The organism is Burkholderia sp. SR8, assembly GCF_052851275.1.
This window is the reverse complement of sequence record NZ_JAULUC010000011.1, coordinates 127,812-146,453: the sequence shown is the minus strand read 5'-3', so window position 1 is coordinate 146,453 and position 18,642 is coordinate 127,812. Positions and strand designations below refer to the sequence as shown.

Here is an 18,642-nt window from a genome sequence, read left to right as displayed (position 1 = left end):
CGCGCTATGCGCCTCCCGTCACGCGCAGCACTTCCTCGAGCGACGTCGCGCCGGCCGCGAGCCAGCGCTCGGCATCGTCGCGCAGCGTGCGCATCCCTTGCGCGCGGCCCGCGGCGAGAATCTCCGCATCGGCCGCGTTGCGGTGGATCAGCGAGCGGATCGAATCGTCGATCACCAGCAGTTCGTACACGCCGCGCCGGCCCGCATAGCCCGACTGCCCGCACTTCGCGCAGCCGACCGGATGCCACACGGTACGGCCGTCCTCGTGCCGCTCTTCCTTGCAGACCGGGCACAGCTGGCGCACCAGACGCTGCGCGAGCACGCCGAGCAGCGACGACGCGAGCAGGTACGGCTCGACGCCCATGTCGGTCAGACGCGTGACGGCCGACGCCGCGTCGTTCGTGTGCAGCGTCGCAAGCACGAGGTGGCCGGTCAGCGACGCCTGCACCGCGATCTGCGCGGTTTCGAGGTCGCGGATTTCGCCGATCATGATCACGTCCGGATCCTGACGCAGGATCGAACGCAGCGCGCGCGCGAAGGTCATCCCGATCCGCTCGTTCACCTGCGTCTGGCCGATGCCGGACAGGTCGTATTCGATCGGATCCTCGACGGTCATGATGTTGGTCGTCGCCGTTTCGAGCCGCGACATCGACGCATACAGCGTCGTCGTCTTGCCCGAGCCGGTCGGGCCCGTCACCAGCACGATGCCGTGCGGGCGGCCGATCAGCTTGTCGAACTGGCCGAGCGTGTCGCGGCCCATCCCGAGCGCTTCGAGGTTCAGGCGCTGCGCGTCCTTTTCCAGCAGACGCAGCACCGCGCGCTCGCCGTGGCCGGTCGGCAGCGTCGACACGCGCACGTCGACCGGCCGGCCGCCGACGCGCAGCGTGATGCGGCCGTCCTGCGGCAGGCGTTTCTCGGCGATGTCGAGCTGCGCCATGATCTTGATCCGCGAGATCAGTGCGCCGTGCAGCGCCTTCTTCGGGCGCACGACGTCGCGCAGCGTGCCGTCGACGCGAAAGCGCACGACCGACGCGTTCTCGAACGGCTCGATGTGAATGTCCGATGCCTGCTCGCGCGCCGCTTGCGTGAGCAGCGCGTTGATCATCCGGATGATCGGCGCGTCGTCTTCCGACTCGAGCAGATCCTCGACCTCGGGGATGTCCTGCATCAGCCGCGACAGGTCGACTTCGCCCTCGACCTCGCCGACGATCTGCGCGGCGCTGCCGTCCTGGCGCGCATACGCCTGGTTGATCGCCTGCGCGAGCTCGTCGGCCGGCACGCGATGCACGGAGATCGAGCCGAAGTTGCGCGCGATTTCGGCGAGCGCCGCGTCGCTCGTGCGTTCGCTGATCCACACCTCGAGCGTGTCGTCGAGCTGGTGCGCGACCAGCACCTGGCCGCTCTTCGCGAAGCCGTACGGCAGCAGGCGCGCGGCGAGCGGCGACGGCGGCTGCCGTTCGTCCGGCGCGCCGTCTGCGGCGGAAGACGCGAGCACGTCGCTCACTGCGTGGCTCCCGGCGTCGCGGTCAGCGGTTGTTGCGGCACCGCCTGCTGCGGCACGCTCTGCGGCTGCACGGGCGTCTGCTCCGGCAGCGGCTGCGCCGGGACCGGCACCACCTGGCGCTGCGCCTGCTGGCGGCGCATCTTGTCGAGGTCGAACAGGTTGCCCGCCGGCGTGCCGCCCTGGCTCGGGCCGATCGGCATCGGCGGGACGACCGGGTCGTCCTTGTCGCGCATCACGTTGTTGTCGGACTTGTACGCGCCCGTCACGCCCTGGATGTAGTCGTAGCGGTTCGCCGTGACTTCCTGCGCGACGTTGCGATCGGTGATGATCACCGGGCGCAGGAACACCATCAGGTTGGTTTTCGCGCGCTGCTTCGTCTCCGAGCGGAACAGCTGGCCGATCCACGGGATGTCGCCGAGCAGCGGCACCTTGCTGTTCGATACCTGGTAGTTGTCCTGCATCAGGCCGCCGAGCACGATGATCTCGCCGTTGTCGGCCAGGATCGTCGACTGGATCGAGCGCTTCGTGAAGGTCGGGCCCGTCTGCGCGCTCGTCGTGCCGGCGACGACCGCCGAGTCCTCGGTATAGAGCTGCAGCTTCAGGATCCCGCCGTCGGTGATCTGCGGCTTCACGTGCAGCGTCAGGCCGACGTCGCGACGGTCGTAGGTGTTGAACGCGTTGCTCGTCGTGCCGCTCGTCAGGTTCGAATACGAACCGGTCGCGATCGGCACGTTCTGGCCGACGACGATCTTCGCTTCCTCGTTGTCGAGCGTGATCAGGTTCGGCGTCGACAGCACGTTCGCGTCGCTCACGCCGGAGAAGTACTGCAGCAGCGCGCCGAGTCCCTGCACGCCGAACATGTTGTGCAGCCAGCCGATGTTGAGGCCCTGGGTCAGCGTGCCGAGATTGGCGGCCAGCCCGGCGCTCGTGGAGCCCGAGGTGCCCGCCGTCAGGTTGACGATGCTGTTGCCGAGGCCGGACGTCGGGTTCAGGTTCGTGCCGCCGAGAAACTGGCCGCTCGCGACCTGCCACTGGATGCCGAGGTTGCCCTGCGTCGTCGAGTTCAGCTCGACGATCAGCGCTTCGATGTAGACCTGCGCGCGCCGCGCGTCGAGCTGGTCGATCACCGAGCGCAGGTTCCGGTAGACCGGGTCGGGCGCGGTGATGATCAGCGAGTTGGTGGCCGCATCGGCCTGGATCATCCCGCCCGGCTGGTTTTCGTCGCTCTTGTCCTTGTCGCCGCCGAGCAGGCCGGCGCTGCCGAGCCCGCTGCCGGACGACGCGCCGTTGCCGTACGACGACGACGACGAGCCGCCGAGGCCGCCCGACGGCAGCGGCGGGGTGCCCGACGTGCCGGTCGAAAAGTTGCCGCTCGACGACGAGCCGCCGTTCTGGTTGAAGCTGTTCGCATCGTTGGACGACGCCGACGAGCCGCTGTCGTTGCCGCTCTTGCCGAGCATCCCGCGCAGCGTCTTCGCGAGCTTCACCGCATCCGCGTTGCGCAGCGGCACGACGTGCATGTTGCCGGGCACCGCGCTCGGCGCGTCGAGCTGCTGCGCGAGGCGCTTCGCGGCGGCCAGACGCGCGCCGCTGGAGGCGCGCAGCATCAGCGAGTTGGTGCGCGGATCGGCCGTGACCGACACCTTCAGCGTCGCGTCGCTGTTGCCGATCGCGCCCGGGTCGAGCATCTTCTGCATCTGCGCGGCGAGGTCGATCGCGTTCGCGTTGCGCAGCGGCACGACCTGCACCTGCGCGCCCGCGGCGCTGTCGACGCCGGCGATGATCTGCGCGATGCGGCGCACGTTGTCCGCGTAGTCGGTGACGACGATCGTGTTGTTCGCCGGATAGGCGGTGACCGTGTTGTTCGGCGAGATCAGCGGCCGCAGCACCGGCAGCAGGTTGTTCGCCGATTCGTTGTGCAGCTCGAACACCTGCGTGATGACCTGGTCGCCGCGCGCCTGCGGCGCATTGCCGACGTAGGTCGGCACGCCCTGCAGCTTCGCATCGGCTTCGGGCACGACCTTCAGCACGCCGTGGTCCTGCACGAGCGCGAAGCCCTGCATGCGCAGCGCCGACTGCAGCGTCTTCAGCGCCTGGCTTTCCGGCACCGGCCGCTCGGCCACGAGATTGAGCTGCCCCTTCACGCGGGGGTCGACGATGATGGTCTTGCCGGTTGCGGCGCCGATCGCCTTGGCGACCTGGTCGATGTCCGCATTCACGAAATTGAGCGTGACCTGAGCGTAGGCTGCCTGCGAGACGATGATGCCCGCGACGATCAGGGTCGTGGCGACGCGCCGCATAACGAAGCGATTTCTTGTCATGGATGAATGGGTCGATGCCGGCTCGGGCCACTTCCGGCGGTAGTGCTGGGATCCAGGTCCTAAAGAGGCGACATTAGCAGTTTTTCATGTCCGAAATATCACATTGATCCGAGGACTGTCTCACATACGACATCTATTCGGCGCACCGTATGCAATATGTAAGATTCCGGCGCGGTGTCGGCATTTCGGCCATCCCGGTCATATTGCGATGAATCGACACGGAAATGCGGTATAAACGGGCTGCCGTCTGTCCGCATGTCGCGACGCGACGGACTGCCGGTATGATACGGGCGGCGCGTTTCCCGTCGTACGAGTCACGGACACGGGTTTTCCCGACCCTTGCGTCATTTCCTTATCGTTTTCGCACCATGAAAAGACGGTTCGCTTCGCTTGCGTTGATTGCCGCCGGCGTGTGGTTCGCCTGCGGAAACGCTCGCGCGGATTGTTTCGACGAAGCGGCGCGATATCAGAAGGTCAATCCGCTGATCCTGCGCGCAATCGCGTGGCAGGAATCGCGCAATCGCCCCGATGCGCTGAACAAGAATACGAACGGCTCGGTCGATTACGGCCTGATGCAGATCAATTCGGTCCATCTGTCTGCGTTGTCGCGCTACGGAATCGGCCGCGACACGCTGATGGAGCCGTGCAAGAACGTCTATATCGCCGCGTGGCATCTGCGCCAGAAGATGAATCGCTACGGCAACACGTGGCAGGCCGTCGGCGCCTATCACTCGGAAACGCCGTCGCTGCGCGACAAGTACGCGCGGCAGATCGCCGGGATCCTGTCGCAATGGAAGCTGCTGCCGCCCGAGCAATGACGCGGCGCCGCGGCGCGGGCTGACGCCGTGCCGCTCGGCCGGCGCGCGTTTGATGCACAATGCGGATCTCGAGCCGCGATTTCGACCGCTCCCGGGCGACCGGCTCCGGGCCGATCCCGCCCCGCCAGGGCGCCGCGGCCGCTTTTTCATCCTTTCCGTTGGTGCAAATCGTTATGAATCCGGCAATGAACCAGCCGTTGCCCGTCACCGTGCTGTCCGGTTTCCTCGGCGCCGGCAAGACCACGCTGCTCAATCACATCCTCGCGAACCGTGCAGGGCTGAAGGTCGCCGTGATCGTCAACGACCTCGCGGCCGTCAACATCGACGCGTCGGTCGTGCGCGATGCGCAGGCACTGTCGCACGTCGAGGAGCGTCTCGTCGAGATGTCGAACGGCTGCATCTGCTGCACGCTGCGCGACGACCTGCTCGTCGAGATCCGCAATCTCGCGACGGACGGCCGCTTCGATGCGATCGTGATCGAATCGACCGGCATCGCGGAGCCGATGCCGATCGCCGAAACCTTCACGTTCGTCGACGACGACGGCGCATCGCTCGCGAACGTCGCGCGGCTCGACACGCTCGTCACCGTGGTCGACGCGTACAACTTCCTGCGCGACTACGGTTCCGACGATGCGCTCGCGACGCGCGGCATCGCCGCATCCGACGAAGACGATCGCACGCTCGTCGAGTTGCTGATCGAGCAGATCGAATTCTGCGACGTGCTGGTGATCAACAAGGCCGACCTCGTCGCGGCCGACGACCTCGCGCGGCTGCAGCACATCCTCGCGCGGCTCAACCCGCGCGCGCACCAGGTCGTGTCGACGTTCGGCAACGTGCCGCTCGACGAAGTGCTGAACACCGGCCGCTTCGATTTCGACGAAGCCGCGAATGCGCCGGGCTGGCTCACGTCGCTCGATCGCGAGCACACGCATTGCGACGATCCCGAGTGCCACGATCCGCATCATGCGCACGTGCACGGCGAAGCCGACGAATTCGGCATCGGCAATTTCGTGTACCGCGCGCGCCGGCCGTTTCACCCGGCACGACTGTGGGCGCTGCTGCATCAGGAGTGGCCGGGCGTGCTGCGCAGCAAGGGCTTCTTCTGGCTCGCGACGCGCAACGACATCGCCGGTTCGCTGTCGCAGGCGGGCGGCGTGTGCCGGCATGGTCCCGCAGGGCTCTGGTGGGCCGCGCAGGATCGCGCGGAATGGCCGGACGACGACGAACTGCTCGCCGAAATTCGCACGGAGTGGCAGGGTGAGCTCGACGACCGCTCGATCGGCGATCGCCGTCAGGAACTCGTGCTGATCGGCATCGGACTCGATGCCGACGCCTGGCGCGCGAAACTCGATGCGTGCCTGCTCACCGATGCGGAATTCGCGCTCGGTGCCGAGCACTGGCGCGCATTCGACGATCCGTTCCCGGCGTGGGACGTGGACTCGCACGACGACGACGATCCCGACGCGCAGATCGTTCACGCGTAATACGCGGTAAAAACCGGTCGCGAAACGTAACCGTTAAATCTTGAAAGAGTGGCGCGAACTGTGGCGAAAATGCCGCGTGCGCCCAACAAAAAACCCGCCGGAAGGCGGGTTTTTTTCCTGGAACAGGCGCTGAATTAACGCTTGTTGACGGCGTCCTTGAACGCCTTGCCAGCCGTGAACTTGACCGTCTTGGCTGCCGGGATCTTGATGGTTTCGCCGGTCTTCGGGTTGCGGCCCGTACGTGCTGCGCGCTTGCCCGAACCGAAGCTGCCGAAGCCGATCAGCTGAACCGCATCACCCTTCGACACGGCCTTCTTGATGACTTCGAGCAGCGTGTCCAGCGTTTCGCCGGTTTGAGCCTTGCTGGCGCCCGTTTGGGCGGCGACGGCGTCGATCAGTTCCTGTTTGTTCATTAAGGTTCCTTTTTCAGGTTAGGTTTGACACGAACAGCGCGAACGCGCCGATTATACGTGCGCGAACCGTGCCGTCGAGAGTCAGACTCCGACGGCACAGCGCCGAATCCTGGCCCGCGCGACGTGCCGTCCGGCTTGCCGGCGGCCACCCCGCGGTACGGCGTTGCTATGATAGCGCAGCGCAAACCCAATAACGACAAGGGTTTCAAAGATTTTCATCGGTATTTCGCCGAATGAATCGCCGATTGCCCGTTTTTTGACCTGCGCCAACCGGACAGGATGCGCAGCCGGGTCCGCCCGCACGCCACGCCGTTGGTTTTTGCCAACGGCGCGCCGGACGCCTCCGCGCAAACCCTTGCCAGGCTTGGCTGCCACGTTTTTTGTTTCGCATGCCCGACCGACTCGTTCCCGCCACGCTCGCGCTCCGCGACGACGGCATTCTCGTCTCGCCCGAGTACGGCGAGCTCTCTCGCGACGCGTCGCACGCGAACCGGATGCTCGCCGGCAACGGGCTGCCGGCCCGCTGGCAGGGCCGCCGCACATTCACGATCGTCGAGACGGGATTCGGCGCGGGCAGCCGTTTTCTCGCGACGTGGGCCGCGTGGCGCGACGATCGCGCACGCTGCGAGCGGCTGCATGTCGTCGCCGTCGAGCCGCATCCGTTCTCGCGCGACGACCTGCGCCGCGCCGTTGCGCATATCGTTGCGGACACAACCATATCGGCGCATGCCGATGCGCTGATCGATGCGTGGCCGATGCGCGTACCGGGTCTCCATCGGCTCGAATTCGACGAAGGCCGCGTCGTGCTCACGCTGGCATTCGGCGCGATGCGCGACATGCTGCAACGGCTCGTCGCGCGCGCCGATGCGTTCTATCTCGGCAATGTCGGATCGGCCGTGCACGGCGACCTGCTGTCGGCCGACGTAGTGCGCGCACTCGCGCGCATCGCCGCGGAAGGCGCGACCTTTGCGACGCATTCGCACGACGCCGCCGTGAAACAGGCGCTCGAGGAAACGGGTTTCACGCACCGCGACGTCGACGATTGCGCAGGCGAACCCGCGTTGCGGGTCGGCGAGTATGCGCCGCGCTGGCGGATGCGCCGGCACGAGCCGCCGCGCGCGTTGCCGGTTGCCGCACGTGACGCGATCGTGATCGGCGCGGGTCTCGCCGGCTGCGCGGTCGTCGAACGGCTCGCCGCGCGCGGCTGGAGCGTCACGCTGATCGAACGGCACGAGCAGATTGCACGCGACGCATCGGGCAATCCGGCCGGTGTGTTCCATCCGCTGATGACGCGCGACGACAACGTCGCGAGCCGCCTCACGCGCAGCGGTTTCCTGCATGCGCTCGCTCGCTGGCGCGCGCTCGAAGCGGCGGGCCATGCATTCGCACGCAGCACGCAAGGGATGATTCATCTCGCGGAATCGGCCGACGATTTCGCGCGGATGCGCGATGCGTTCGACGCGCTCGGTGCACCGCACGACTATGTCGCACTGCTCGACGCCGACGCGGCCCGTGCGCATCTGAACCTGCCTGTCGCCCACGGCGGCCTGCTGTTTCCGCACGGCGGCGCCGTATGGCCGGCCGGCCTCTGCGCCGCGCAAGTCGCGGCCGCCGGCGAGCGCGTGACACTGCTGACCGGCACCGCCGTCGAGCGGCTCGAACGCGACGGCGACACGTGGCGCGCGATCGATGCGTCCGGCACGACGCTCGCCGAAGCACCGGTCGTCGTGCTCGCGAACGCAGGCGACGCGGTGCGTCTCGCCGGCCTGCGGCACGTCGCGCTGCAACCGGTGCGCGGCCAGCTCACGCTGCTGCCGGCCGGCAGCACGGCGCCGCTGCCATGCCCCGCGATCGGCGACGGCTACGCGGTCCCGCTCGACGACGGCACGCTGCTGATCGGCGCGACGTTCGAGCCGGACGACGTCGATCCGGCGATGCGTACCGCCGGACATATCGAAAACATCGCGCGCGTGCGGCACCTGCTGCCCGGCCTGATCGGTGCGCTGCCGGATGCCGGCACACTGCGCGGGCGCGTCGCGTTTCGCTGGGTCGTCGGCGACCGCGTGCCGGTGATCGGCGCGCTCGCCGACGAAGCGCAGGCCGTCGCCAATGCGCGCGCGCTGAGCGGGGCGAAGGCGCGCGACCTGCCGCGCACCGCGGGCCTCTACGGCGCGTTCGGCTACGGCTCGCGCGGCCTCGTATGGGCGGCGCTCGGCGCCGAACTGATCGCGTCGCAACTCGAAGGCGAACCGCTGCCGCTCGAACGCGACCTCGCCGATGCCGTCGACCCGGCCCGCTTCCTGATCCGCGCGCTGCGCGGCCGCCAGATCGGCTGATCCGCTCGGCCGGCTCATCACAGTTCTTCGATTTTTCCGCGCAAGGTTATCCACGGGATGCTGTGGATAACCGCGCAGAATCCGCGCGCAGTTCGTGTGCAATCACAGTGGACGTAAACTGGGCAACTCGGCACAGCCGTGACGGGGCCCGAAAGTTGCTCAACTCGAACCGCTGTGAGCAAACAGCCTGTACAACGGGTTATGGCTGCGCCAACGTATTGATCTTGTTGTGTAAACCGAAGTTATCCACAGAACTGTGCGTGCCTTGTTAACTTCTACTACGTATATATACAGATAAACCTTTGAAACCAAAGACCTGTGGCGCCTCACAGCGCCGCGAGTCGATTCGGCCGGTTCCGGAGCGAAAAAGCTGTGGCACAATCGGTTTCCTTCGCGTTCGTTCGGCCCAGCGCCGGACATGCATCAATGGAACGGTCGGCACGATTTCGAATCTGAATCTTCGAGACTGCGCAGTCCGTTCACACACCAGGCCGACAATCCAGATCGGCAGCCTGAACGACAGTTCCGCCGGACGGCGGAAGAGGCGGATCCCATGTCCGCCGTCGTCGACCACAACAATCACATTCGGGGCGATACCCAGCCGGCGCGCATCTCATTTCTGACGCTTGATTCCGCGCCGCTGGCGATTGCTTCCAAAGGAGAAGTCACCACGATGAAGTCGGCGTTCTCATTCCTGCCCAACTGGCCGCTCGCGCCGGATGCCGTGTTCTGGGCCGGGCTCGCGTTGTTCGCGGCCGGTCTGTGCGGCGAGCTCTGCTATCGCGCATGGCGGTTGCCGCGCATCACCGGTTATGCGGTGATCGGCCTGATCGCCGGGTCGTTCGGCTTCGGCGTGATCGACGCGAGCACCGACGAAACGTCGCGGCTCCTGATCGACGTCGCGCTCGGGCTGCTGCTGTTCGAGCTCGGCAGCCGTCTCGACCTGAAGTGGATTCGCCGCAATCCGTGGCTGATCGCATCGAGCCTCGCGGAAGCGACACTGACGTTCGTGCTCGTGCTGTTCGTGATGCTTGCGCTCGGCGTGTCGGGGATGGTCGCGCTCGTGCTGTCGGCGATCGCGATCGCGACGTCGCCGTCGATGGTGATCCAGCTGAAGACCGAGCTGCGCGCGGAAGGGCAGGTGTCGCAGCGCCTCATCACGCTCACCGCACTGAACAGCGTGTACGCGATCGTGCTGACCAAGCTCGTCACGAGCTGGCTCCACCAGGAAGCGTACGGCAACGTTTTCGCGACGATCCTGCAGCCCGTCTACCTGATCGCCGGCTCGTTCATCGTCGCGTATCTGGTCGCGCGCGCATGCAATTACCTGTTCCGCCACATGACCGCGACGATGCGCGACGAGCATTCGTTCGTCGCGCTGTTCGGGCTCGTGATGCTGGCGATTGCGGTCGCGCAGGCGCTGAAGCTGTCGACGCTGCTCACGCTGCTGCTCGCCGGCATCATCGTGAAGAATCTCGAAGCGCGTCCGCAGCTGTGGCCCGAGCATTTCGGCACGGCCGGCTGGCTGCTGACGGTCACGCTGTTCGTGCTGACGCTCACGTCGTTCACGTGGGGCGACATCGCACTCGGCGGGCTGCTCGCGATCGCGCTGATCGTCACGCGGCTCGCCGCGAAGCTGGCCGGCGTCGTCGTGTTCGCGAAGCCGAGCGGGCTCGGGATGAAGCAGGGCGTCGCGCTCGGTATCGCGCTCACGCCGATGTCCGCGCTGTCGTACCTGCTCGTCGACGACACCTACCAGCTCTACCCGAATTTCGACCCGCACCTGCGCGCGATCGTGATGTGCACGATCGTGATCCTGCAGCTCGTCAGTCCGTTCGTCGTCTACCGCTGCCTGTCGGCGGTCAGCGAACGCAGCGACAGAAACTGATTCCGGAACCTGCCATGGCACTCGAAACCTTCGTCAATTCCGAACCGTTCACGTTCGGCGTCGAACTGGAGATCCAGGTCGTCAACACGCACAACTACGATCTGACCAAAGCGGCATCCGACCTGATGCGCCTGATCCAGGGCGAGACTTTCCCCGGCAACATCACGCCGGAAATCACCGAGAGCATGATCGAGCTGTCGACCGGCATCTGCCATTCGCACGAGCAGGCGTTGTCGGAGCTGCATGCGATCCGCGACGTGCTGGTGAAGGCGGCCGACCAGCTCAACGTCGGGCTCGGCGGCGGCGGCACGCACGCGTTCCAGCAATGGAGCGACCGGCAGATCTACGACGCGCCGCGCTTCCAGTACATCTCCGAGCTGTACGGCTATCTCGCGAAGCAGTTCACCGTGTTCGGCCAGCACGTGCACATCGGCTGTCCCGATCCGGACAGCGCGCTGTTCCTGCTGCACTCGATGTCGCGTTTCATTCCGCACTTCATCGCGCTGTCCGCGTCGTCGCCGTTCGTGCAGAACGTCGACACCGGCTTTCATTCGGCGCGCCTGAATTCGGTGTTCGCGTTCCCGCTGTCGGGCCGCTCGCCGTTCGTGCTGACCTGGGACAGCTTCGAGGAGTACTTCACGAAGATGGTCAACACGGGTGTCGTCAACTCGATGAAGGACTTCTACTGGGACATCCGGCCGAAGCCCGGCTACGGGACGATCGAGGTGCGCGTGATGGACACGCCGCTGTCGGTCGACCGCGCGGCCGCGATCGCGTGCTACATCCAGACGCTCGCGCGCTACCTGCTGACCGACCGGCCGCTGAAGCTGTCGGAAGACGACTATCTCGTCTACACATTCAACCGTTTCGAAGCGTGCCGCTTCGGGCTCGAGGGCACCTGCGTCAATCCTCAGACAGGTGAGCGCCGCACGATCGCGGAAGACATCCTCGACACGCTCGACCGGATCGCACCGCATGCAGCCGCGCTCGGCTCGCGTGCGGCGCTCGACGAGATCGGCGCGCTCGCGAAGGCGCGCGTGAACGACGCGTCGTGGCTGAGAACCGTTTTCAAACAGGAAAAATCGCTGAACGAGACGGTTCGCCAGCAGTGCCTGCGCTGGCGTGAATGAAAAAATGTTTTGCAGATTACGGGCTCGACCGCGCGGCGATTCGCTGAAGCGCGGTCGACGCCGAGTGCCGCGCGCGACGTCGCCAGTCGTCCTGAAAATCTGTGGATAACCGGAGATTCCGCTGCAAAGTCAACGCTCTGCAGGACGGATAACCCGGTGGACACACGCGGCCGCCATATCGGCCGATCGGAACAGGAAAATGTTTTCACGTGGTGCCGCGGTGCCGGCACGGATGGCCGGCACAACGAAAAAATGCGGTTATCCAGCGATTTTCCACAGAGCGAAGGGGATAACTTAGCTGTGCGATTTTCCGCTCTCGCTTAGAATGTCGGCTTTGCGGACACCGGAACGACGTGTGTCTCACCGGTCGCCGCGAACGCGACCGCCGCGTGTGCCTCGCGACGGCCGTGTCGACGCTCTTCAACGAGCGTCTGTTTTGAGATAGACATTCGATCTCCACACTACGGCTGCTCGGCAATCCGGGCGGCGGCAAAGCGAAAAGACTATGAGCGAAGGCGTTTACGGGAATCAGGCTTCGGGACGTGTGACCCACAGCTTGCTGCGATTGAGTACGGCCATGCGAAGCCAGGCATGGGATTGGGCGGAAGGCGCTGGCCTCACGCCGACGCAGGGCGAGATCCTCGTGCTGCTGCTGCAACGCAAGGGCCCGATGCGGCTCGGCGAGATCGCGCGCGAGACGCAGCTCACCGCTGCGACCACCAGCGACGCGGTCAGCACGCTCGAGACGAAGGGGCTGGTCGAGAAGCGCCGCGCACTGGACGACGGCCGTGCGCTCGCCGTGCGCCTGTCGGCCCGCGGCCGTACCGCGGCGAAGAAAGCGCTGCAATGGCCTGAATTCCTGTCGAAAGCGGTCGGCAAGCTCGGTGCGGACGAGCAAGGCACGCTGTACCGCGCGCTGCTGAAGACGCTGCGCGAACTGCAGGTGGCCGGTGCGACGCCGCCGCAGCGCATGTGCCTGACGTGCACGCATTTCCAGCCGGGCAAGCAATCGAAGAAGACCGTGCATTACTGCGCGGCGCTCGACATGTCGATGGCCGACAGCGATCTGCGTCTCGACTGTTCGGTGCACGAAGAAGCCGACGCGGCGACGCAGAAGAAGACCTGGAAGGTGTTCGCCGGCTGACGTCCGTCGATCGACCGGGAGGCCGATGATGAACGCTGAAGTGGTGGCGATCCGCCACGTGCATTTCGAGGACCTCGGCAGCTTCGAGCAGGTGCTCGGGGAGCGCGGCCGGCGCGTTCGCTATGTCGACGTCGGCGCGTCGCGCGTCGAGGTGCTCGACGCGCTGCAGCCGTCGCTGCTCGTCGTGCTCGGCGGGCCGCTCAGCGTGTACGACGATGCGCAGTATCCGTCGATCGCGCCGCTCGCGGCGCTCGTGCGCCAGCGCATCGACGCGGCGCTGCCGATCCTCGGCATCTGCCTCGGTGCGCAGTTCATTGCCCGCGCACTCGGTGCGCGCGTGTATCCGGCGGCCCGGAAGGAACTCGGCTGGACGCCGCTGACGCTCACCGACGCCGGCCGCGCGTCGCCGATGCGCCATCTCGACGGCGCCGCGACGTCGATGCTCCACTGGCACGGCGACACGTTCGACCTGCCCGGCGGCGCGATCCATCTTGCTTCGACACCGGCATGTCGCCATCAGGCGTTCGCGTGGGGGCAGCACGTGCTCGCGCTGCAATGCCATCCGGAAATCCGCACCGAGCGCTTCGAACCCTGGCTGATCGGCAATGCCGGCGAAATCGCATCGACGCCCGGCGTCGACGCGCGCCAGCTGCGTGCGGATACCGTGCAGCACGGCCCCGCGCTCGAGACGGCCGCGCGCCGCATGTTCGCGGAGTGGCTCGACAGCGTCGGGCTTTGAATCCGCGCGTGCGACGCCGCGCTTGACCAGCTCGAGCCGATGCCGGGCGGTGCGGCGCTGCCGCTGCATGCGGGTCGCGCATCGTATCTTCCGCGCGACCGGCGTCACGCCGGCCCGACCTGACCATCCGCTTACTGCCGGGCCGGCCGCCTGCAGGCTTCGGGCCCGCGTGCTACGCTCGTTCGCTCTTTCCTTTCCTCGCGAGCGGCATCCATGACTGCGCTGTTTTCTCCGTTCACGCTGCGCGGCGTGACCCTTCCGAACCGGATCGTGATCTCCCCGATGTGCCAGTACTCGGCCGAGCGCGGCGAGGCGACCGACTGGCACATGATTCACCTCGGCCATCTCGCGCTGTCCGGCGCGGGCCTGCTCTGCATCGAAGCGACCGCCGTCGAGCCCGACGGGCGCATCACGGCCGGCGACCTCGGCTTGTGGGACGACGTGACCGAAGCGGCGCTGAAGCCGGTGCTCGCGGCGATCCGCAAGCACTCGCCGGTCCGCATCGCGATGCAGCTGTCGCATGCAGGGCGCAAGGCGTCGAGCGAGGTGCCGTGGAAGGGCGGTCAGCTCGTGTCGGTCGCCGATGGCGGGTGGCTGCCGCATGGGCCGTCCGCGTTGCCGCACAAGGACGGCGAGACGCCGCCGCTCGCGCTCGACGCGGCCGGCCTGAACCGGATCCGCGAAGCGTTCGCGGCGTCCGCGAAACGCGCCGCTCGCCTCGGCATCGACGCGATCGAAGTACATGCGGCGCACGGCTACCTGCTGCATCAGTTCCTGTCGCCGCTCGCGAACCGGCGCACCGACGAATATGGCGGCTCGCGCGAGAACCGGATGCGCTTTCCGCTCGAGATCTTCGAGATCGTGCGCGCGGCGTTTCCGGAGGACCGGCCGGTCGGCGTGCGGGTGTCCGCGACCGACTGGGTGGAAGGCGGCTGGGAGCTCGACGACACGATCGCGTTCGCGCACGAGCTGAAGCAGCGCGGTTGCGACTGGATCGACGTGTCGTCCGGCGGCGTGTCGCCGCTGCAGAAGATCCCGCTGTCGCCCGGCTACCAGGTGCCGTTCGCGCAGGCCGTGAAGCGCGCGGTCGGGATGCCGACGATCGCGGTCGGCCTGATCAACGAGCCCGCGCACGCGAACCGGCTGATCGAGGCCGGCGACGCCGATTTCGTCGCGATGGCGCGCGCGATGCTGTACGACCCGCGCTGGCCGTGGCATGCGGCCGCCGAGCTCGGCGCGCAGGTGTCGGCGCCGCCGCAGTACTGGCGTTCGCAGCCGCGCGAGCACAAGGCGCTGTTCGGCGACATCGCGTTCGGCCAGCGCTGAGCGCAATGCGCGCGTGAAGGCGGGATCGTGCGCGCGATGTTGAACGAAGCAATCTCGAACGTGTAGGATGCGGGTGATTCGCCGCACGTCCCGACGCGGCACCGAGCGGTGCCGCGTTTTCGTTTTGCGCGTGCAGGGCCGTGACCGCGGCCGTCTTCCATTCAAGTCGTCTTCACAAGGATTCGTTCGATGAGTTCACGCAGGATCGCGGTGCGCCGCTCGGGAGTACACGGCAAGGGCGTATTCGCGGTGGAACCGATCAAGGCCGGCGAGCGCGTCGTGGAATACAAGGGCGAGCGGATTTCGTGGAAGGAAGCGCTGCGCCGCCATCCGCACGACCCGAACGAGCCGAACCATACGTTCTACTTCGCACTGGAAGAGGGCGGGGTGATCGACGGCAAGATCGACGGCAACAGCGCGCGCTGGATCAACCATTCGTGCGCGCCGAACTGCGAGGCCGAGGAGATCAAGGGCCGCGTGTTCATTCATGCGTTGCGCGACATCGGGCCGGAAGAAGAGCTGTTCTACGACTACGGCCTCGTGATCGACGAGAAGCTGACGAAGAAGCTCAAGCGCGAATACGCGTGCCATTGCGGCGCGGAAGCATGCCGCGGCACGTTGCTCGCGACGCCGGACGAAGACAAGAAGAAAAAGAAGAAGGACAAGAAGGACGGCAAGTCCGAGTCCGGCACGAAGGACAAGAAAAAGAAGAAGTGAAGTGACGGCGGCCGGCCGCGCATCGCGCGCGGCGGCTTCACCTGGCGGCCGCCGCGCGCCGACGCACCGCGCGGATATTCCTTTTTCTATCGAAGCGAAGCGCGCGCCGGCGCGATTCAGTGTGTCGGCGCGGCGGCCGGCGTCTCACTCGCCGGCTTCTCGGTGCGCTTCGCGATCGGCACCCGCACGACGAAGCGCGAACCGCCTTCCGGCGCATCCTCGTACGACACCGTGCCGCCGTGCATCGCGATGATGTCGTGCACGATCGCGAGGCCGAGCCCCGCACCCGTCTCGACGCCGTTGCCGCTTTGCGCGTCGCCGCGGAAGAAGCGCTTGAACAGGTCGGCCTGCTGGTTGGCCGGCACGCCCGGGCCATTGTCCTCGACGACGATTTCCGCGGCCGGCTGGCCGTCGTCGAGCATGCCGCGCGCGACGTTCACCGTGATCCGCGCGCCTTCCGGCCGCGCGAGCGGCACGTACTTCAGCGCGTTGTCGAGCAGGTTCGCGATCACCTCGCGCAGCAGCACGGGATTGCCACGCACGTTCAGCGTTTCGTCTTCGCCGGGATCGTCGCTGCGCTGAAAGCCGAGGTCGACGTGCGACGCGAGCGCGCGCGGCACCCACTCGGCGCCCGTCTCGAACGCCATCGCGGCCAGGTCGACGTCGACGAAGCGCGCGGCCTGTTCGCCGGGCTCCGCGCGCGCGAGCGACAGCAGCTGGTTGGACAGCCGCACCGCGCGGTCGGCGGCCGCGCGCAGTTCGCGCACCGCCGCGTAGGTCTGCTGCGGATCGCGCGCGACGGCGGCCTGCTCCGCATGCAGCTTCACGGCGGTGAGCGGCGTGCGCAACTGATGCGCGGCATCGGCGATGAACTTGCGCTGCGCGTCGAGCGCGGTCTTCAGGCGGCCGAGCAGCGCGTTCATCGCGCTCGTCAGCGGCCGGATCTCGAGCGGCACGTCGGTCTCGTCGACGGGCTCCAGCGACGTGTGGGTCTGCCGGTTCAGCGAGTCGGCAAGATGCGTGAGCGGGCCGAGCTGCTGGTTCACGACGCGCCATACGATGCCCCAGCCCGCGAGCAGCAGGAGCAGCAGCGGCATCATGATCGCGACGAGGAATTCGGCCGCGATCCGGTAGCGGTGCCGCACCGGCTGCGCGACCTCGACCACCATCGGCCTGCCGCCTTCGACGTTGTCGACGCGCACCTGCGCGACCCGCACCGCGCGATTGTCGTATTCCGCCTCGAACACGTACGCATGATGCATGCGGCGCACGTTGATGCCGCGCAGCGGCAGCTTCGGGTCGCCCGCGAGCTCCTGTTCGCCGTCGCTGATCCGGTAGATGAGTGCCTCGGCCGGATCGGAGAACATCGCCTGCGCGAGCGGCGGCACCGTGAACGGCGCGTCGGGGCCGGCGATCTGGATCTGCTTGGAGATGGCGGTCGCGAGATCGGCGAGCGAGCGGTCGATCACGTGTTGCGTGTATTGCCACGCGAGCCAGTAGGCAATCAGGCCGCTCATCAGCGCGAGCATCGACAGCGGCGCGGCGAGGCGCCGGAGCAGCGAGCGGCGCAGGCTGGTGGTCACAGCCGGATCAGAAGACATTTCGACGGGCAAATGGATAAGCGCCGCTCACGGGGAGCGGCGCGGGCGTGCGTCGGACGGCGACGCGGGCAGGGCGGCTCGCCGGCGGCATGCGGCCGGCCGGCGCGCGGCACCGCTCAGACGCTCGCGGTCTGGCGGATTTCCTGCAGCAGGTAGCCGAAGCCGCGCACCGTGACGATTTCGACACGGCACTGCTCGAGTTTCTTGCGCACGCGGTGCACGTAGACTTCGATCGCGGTGTCGCCGAGATCGCCGCCGAAGTGCGTGAGGTGATCCTGCAGCTGGGCCTTGCTGACGACGCGGCCGTGGCGCAGCAGCAGCATTTCCAGCACCGCGAATTCGCGCGGCGACAGTTCGAGCGGCTTGTCGTCGTTGAAGATGCGGCGATCGACGCCCGACAGGCGGACGCCGCCGAGCGACACTTCCGGACGCGGCATGTCGCTGTGCGGGCCGCTGCGGCGCATCACGGCACGGATGCGCGCTTCGAGCTCGGCCGGCTCGAACGGCTTGAGCATGTAGTCGTCGGCGCCCGAGTTCAGGCCCTGGATCCGGTCGTTCAGCTCGTCGCGCGCGGTCAGCACGATGACCGGCGTGTGGCGGTTGGTCTGGCGGAAGCGCGTGAGCAGCGTCATCCCGTCGATGCCCGGCAGCCCGAGGTCGAGGATCACGAGTTCGTGGCGGTTTTGTGCCAGCGCCTGTTCGGCAAAGATGCCGTCATGCACCATGTCGACGGTGAAGCCAGCCTGCTCGAGGCTGCTCTGGATACCGCGTGCGATGGGGCGGTCGTCTTCGATCAGAAGGAGTCGCATGAAGTTCGCTCAAGTACAATGGGTTGGCGGTTCAGGCACGCGGACAGCACGACGCCGTTTCCACAGGGGCGCCGCATCGCCTGACATCAAGCATGGCGGCCAGCGAACGATTAAATCCAATCATGTCCGATATTTCGATCCACGACCTCGAAGCCGCGATCAATTTCTGGCGCGCCCGCTCGCCGTCGAGCGGCGACGAACTCAAACTCTGCGAAGAGGCCAGCGCGCTCTCCAAGCCGTATGCGCTGCTGATTGTACAGCGCGGAAGCGCGCTGCAACTGGAAGGTTTGGACCCCAAGGCGCGGAAAGCGTACGAGACTTACGCGCGCCTTAAGGATGGCTTGGAAAGCTGAAGGCTTTCGCTGAATACATCGTAGAAAACGTTCAGCGAAATGAAAAGTTGACGCGCCGC

The 18,642-nt window shown here is 66.7% G+C and carries 15 protein-coding genes; 10 read left to right on the top strand and 5 right to left on the bottom strand.

What is annotated here, in order from left to right; all coding sequences use genetic code 11:
* Window positions 1–4: 4 nt before the first annotated feature.
* Together gspE and gspD are read right to left on the bottom strand one after the other, a co-directional pair.
* The gene (gspE, locus tag Q3A80_RS16505; RefSeq protein ID WP_446330015.1) at window positions 5–1,504 is read right to left on the bottom strand and encodes a type II secretion system ATPase GspE; all 1,500 of its coding nucleotides are present in this window, start codon (window positions 1,502–1,504) and stop codon (window positions 5–7) included.
* Window positions 1,501–3,825, bottom strand: coding sequence for a type II secretion system secretin GspD (gspD, locus tag Q3A80_RS16500; RefSeq protein ID WP_446330014.1), 2,325 nt, complete (start codon window positions 3,823–3,825; stop codon window positions 1,501–1,503). Before gspD ends, gspE begins: the two co-directional genes overlap by 4 nt.
* A gap of 368 nt (window positions 3,826–4,193) precedes the next feature.
* Between gspD and Q3A80_RS16495 the strand changes: the two genes are divergently transcribed.
* Both Q3A80_RS16495 and Q3A80_RS16490 read left to right on the top strand, forming a co-directional pair.
* Complete coding sequence (locus Q3A80_RS16495; RefSeq protein WP_446330013.1) at window positions 4,194–4,643, top strand: lytic transglycosylase domain-containing protein; 450 nt, start codon at window positions 4,194–4,196, stop codon at window positions 4,641–4,643.
* 173 nt (window positions 4,644–4,816) lie between these two features.
* The gene (locus tag Q3A80_RS16490; protein ID WP_446330012.1) at window positions 4,817–6,127 is read left to right on the top strand and encodes a GTP-binding protein; all 1,311 of its coding nucleotides are present in this window, start codon (window positions 4,817–4,819) and stop codon (window positions 6,125–6,127) included.
* 134 nt (window positions 6,128–6,261) lie between these two features.
* Here Q3A80_RS16490 and Q3A80_RS16485 read toward each other — a convergent pair whose 3' ends face one another.
* Window positions 6,262–6,540, bottom strand: a complete 279-nt coding sequence (locus tag Q3A80_RS16485) for an HU family DNA-binding protein (protein ID WP_006401505.1) — start codon at window positions 6,538–6,540, stop codon at window positions 6,262–6,264.
* Between the two features lie 389 nt (window positions 6,541–6,929).
* On the opposite strand from Q3A80_RS16485, the gene mnmC reads away from it, so the two are divergent.
* The 7 genes from mnmC (at window position 6,930) to Q3A80_RS16450 (ending at window position 15,820) form a co-directional block, all read left to right on the top strand.
* A complete protein-coding gene (mnmC, locus tag Q3A80_RS16480) occupies window positions 6,930–8,876 on the top strand; it encodes a bifunctional tRNA (5-methylaminomethyl-2-thiouridine)(34)-methyltransferase MnmD/FAD-dependent 5-carboxymethylaminomethyl-2-thiouridine(34) oxidoreductase MnmC (protein WP_446330011.1) in 1,947 nt (648 codons plus the stop codon).
* 673 nt (window positions 8,877–9,549) lie between these two features.
* Window positions 9,550–10,764: a cation:proton antiporter gene (locus Q3A80_RS16475; protein ID WP_040142724.1), complete on the top strand. Its 1,215-nt coding sequence runs from the start codon at window positions 9,550–9,552 to the stop codon at window positions 10,762–10,764.
* Window positions 10,765–10,778: 14 nt separating this feature from the next.
* Window positions 10,779–11,894: a YbdK family carboxylate-amine ligase gene (locus tag Q3A80_RS16470; protein WP_446330010.1), complete on the top strand. Its 1,116-nt coding sequence runs from the start codon at window positions 10,779–10,781 to the stop codon at window positions 11,892–11,894.
* A gap of 505 nt (window positions 11,895–12,399) precedes the next feature.
* Window positions 12,400–13,038 carry a MarR family winged helix-turn-helix transcriptional regulator gene (locus Q3A80_RS16465; RefSeq protein WP_446330009.1) on the top strand — a complete coding sequence of 213 codons (639 nt, stop codon included), beginning with the start codon at window positions 12,400–12,402 and terminating at the stop codon, window positions 13,036–13,038.
* A 28-nt stretch (window positions 13,039–13,066) separates the two neighbouring features.
* Window positions 13,067–13,777, top strand: a complete 711-nt coding sequence (locus Q3A80_RS16460) for a glutamine amidotransferase (RefSeq protein ID WP_446330008.1) — start codon at window positions 13,067–13,069, stop codon at window positions 13,775–13,777.
* Window positions 13,778–13,990: 213 nt separating this feature from the next.
* Window positions 13,991–15,103 carry an NADH:flavin oxidoreductase/NADH oxidase gene (locus Q3A80_RS16455; RefSeq protein WP_446330007.1) on the top strand — a complete coding sequence of 371 codons (1,113 nt, stop codon included), beginning with the start codon at window positions 13,991–13,993 and terminating at the stop codon, window positions 15,101–15,103.
* Between the two features lie 189 nt (window positions 15,104–15,292).
* Window positions 15,293–15,820: an SET domain-containing protein gene (locus Q3A80_RS16450; RefSeq protein WP_446330006.1), complete on the top strand. Its 528-nt coding sequence runs from the start codon at window positions 15,293–15,295 to the stop codon at window positions 15,818–15,820.
* 116 nt (window positions 15,821–15,936) lie between these two features.
* Here the strand turns inward: Q3A80_RS16450 and Q3A80_RS16445 are convergent, their stop codons facing one another.
* Both Q3A80_RS16445 and Q3A80_RS16440 read right to left on the bottom strand, forming a co-directional pair.
* A complete protein-coding gene (locus Q3A80_RS16445) occupies window positions 15,937–17,421 on the bottom strand; it encodes a sensor histidine kinase (RefSeq protein ID WP_446330005.1) in 1,485 nt (494 codons plus the stop codon).
* 116 nt (window positions 17,422–17,537) lie between these two features.
* On the bottom strand, window positions 17,538–18,230 hold the full coding sequence (locus tag Q3A80_RS16440) for a response regulator (protein WP_006401494.1): 693 nt from the start codon (window positions 18,228–18,230) through the stop codon (window positions 17,538–17,540).
* 122 nt (window positions 18,231–18,352) lie between these two features.
* Between Q3A80_RS16440 and Q3A80_RS16435 the strand changes: the two genes are divergently transcribed.
* Complete coding sequence (locus tag Q3A80_RS16435; protein WP_014895474.1) at window positions 18,353–18,583, top strand: DUF3717 domain-containing protein; 231 nt, start codon at window positions 18,353–18,355, stop codon at window positions 18,581–18,583.
* Window positions 18,584–18,642 lie beyond the last annotated feature (59 nt).

What these genes read in the sequence shown, in the direction of transcription:
- gspD (WP_446330014.1), bottom strand. Translation starts at nt 3,825, where the DNA reads ATGACAAGAAATCGCTTCGTTATGCGGCGCGTCGCCACGACCCTGATC.
- Q3A80_RS16495 (WP_446330013.1), top strand. Translation starts at nt 4,194, where the DNA reads ATGAAAAGACGGTTCGCTTCGCTTGCGTTGATTGCCGCCGGCGTGTGG.
- Q3A80_RS16490 (WP_446330012.1), top strand. Translation starts at nt 4,817, where the DNA reads ATGAATCCGGCAATGAACCAGCCGTTGCCCGTCACCGTGCTGTCCGGT.
- Q3A80_RS16485 (WP_006401505.1), bottom strand. Translation starts at nt 6,540, where the DNA reads ATGAACAAACAGGAACTGATCGACGCCGTCGCCGCCCAAACGGGCGCC.
- mnmC (WP_446330011.1), top strand. Translation starts at nt 6,930, where the DNA reads ATGCCCGACCGACTCGTTCCCGCCACGCTCGCGCTCCGCGACGACGGC.
- Q3A80_RS16475 (WP_040142724.1), top strand. Translation starts at nt 9,550, where the DNA reads ATGAAGTCGGCGTTCTCATTCCTGCCCAACTGGCCGCTCGCGCCGGAT.
- Q3A80_RS16470 (WP_446330010.1), top strand. Translation starts at nt 10,779, where the DNA reads ATGGCACTCGAAACCTTCGTCAATTCCGAACCGTTCACGTTCGGCGTC.
- Q3A80_RS16465 (WP_446330009.1), top strand. Translation starts at nt 12,400, where the DNA reads ATGAGCGAAGGCGTTTACGGGAATCAGGCTTCGGGACGTGTGACCCAC.
- Q3A80_RS16460 (WP_446330008.1), top strand. Translation starts at nt 13,067, where the DNA reads ATGAACGCTGAAGTGGTGGCGATCCGCCACGTGCATTTCGAGGACCTC.
- Q3A80_RS16455 (WP_446330007.1), top strand. Translation starts at nt 13,991, where the DNA reads ATGACTGCGCTGTTTTCTCCGTTCACGCTGCGCGGCGTGACCCTTCCG.
- Q3A80_RS16450 (WP_446330006.1), top strand. Translation starts at nt 15,293, where the DNA reads ATGAGTTCACGCAGGATCGCGGTGCGCCGCTCGGGAGTACACGGCAAG.
- Q3A80_RS16445 (WP_446330005.1), bottom strand. Translation starts at nt 17,421, where the DNA reads ATGTCTTCTGATCCGGCTGTGACCACCAGCCTGCGCCGCTCGCTGCTC.
- Q3A80_RS16440 (WP_006401494.1), bottom strand. Translation starts at nt 18,230, where the DNA reads ATGCGACTCCTTCTGATCGAAGACGACCGCCCCATCGCACGCGGTATC.
- Q3A80_RS16435 (WP_014895474.1), top strand. Translation starts at nt 18,353, where the DNA reads ATGTCCGATATTTCGATCCACGACCTCGAAGCCGCGATCAATTTCTGG.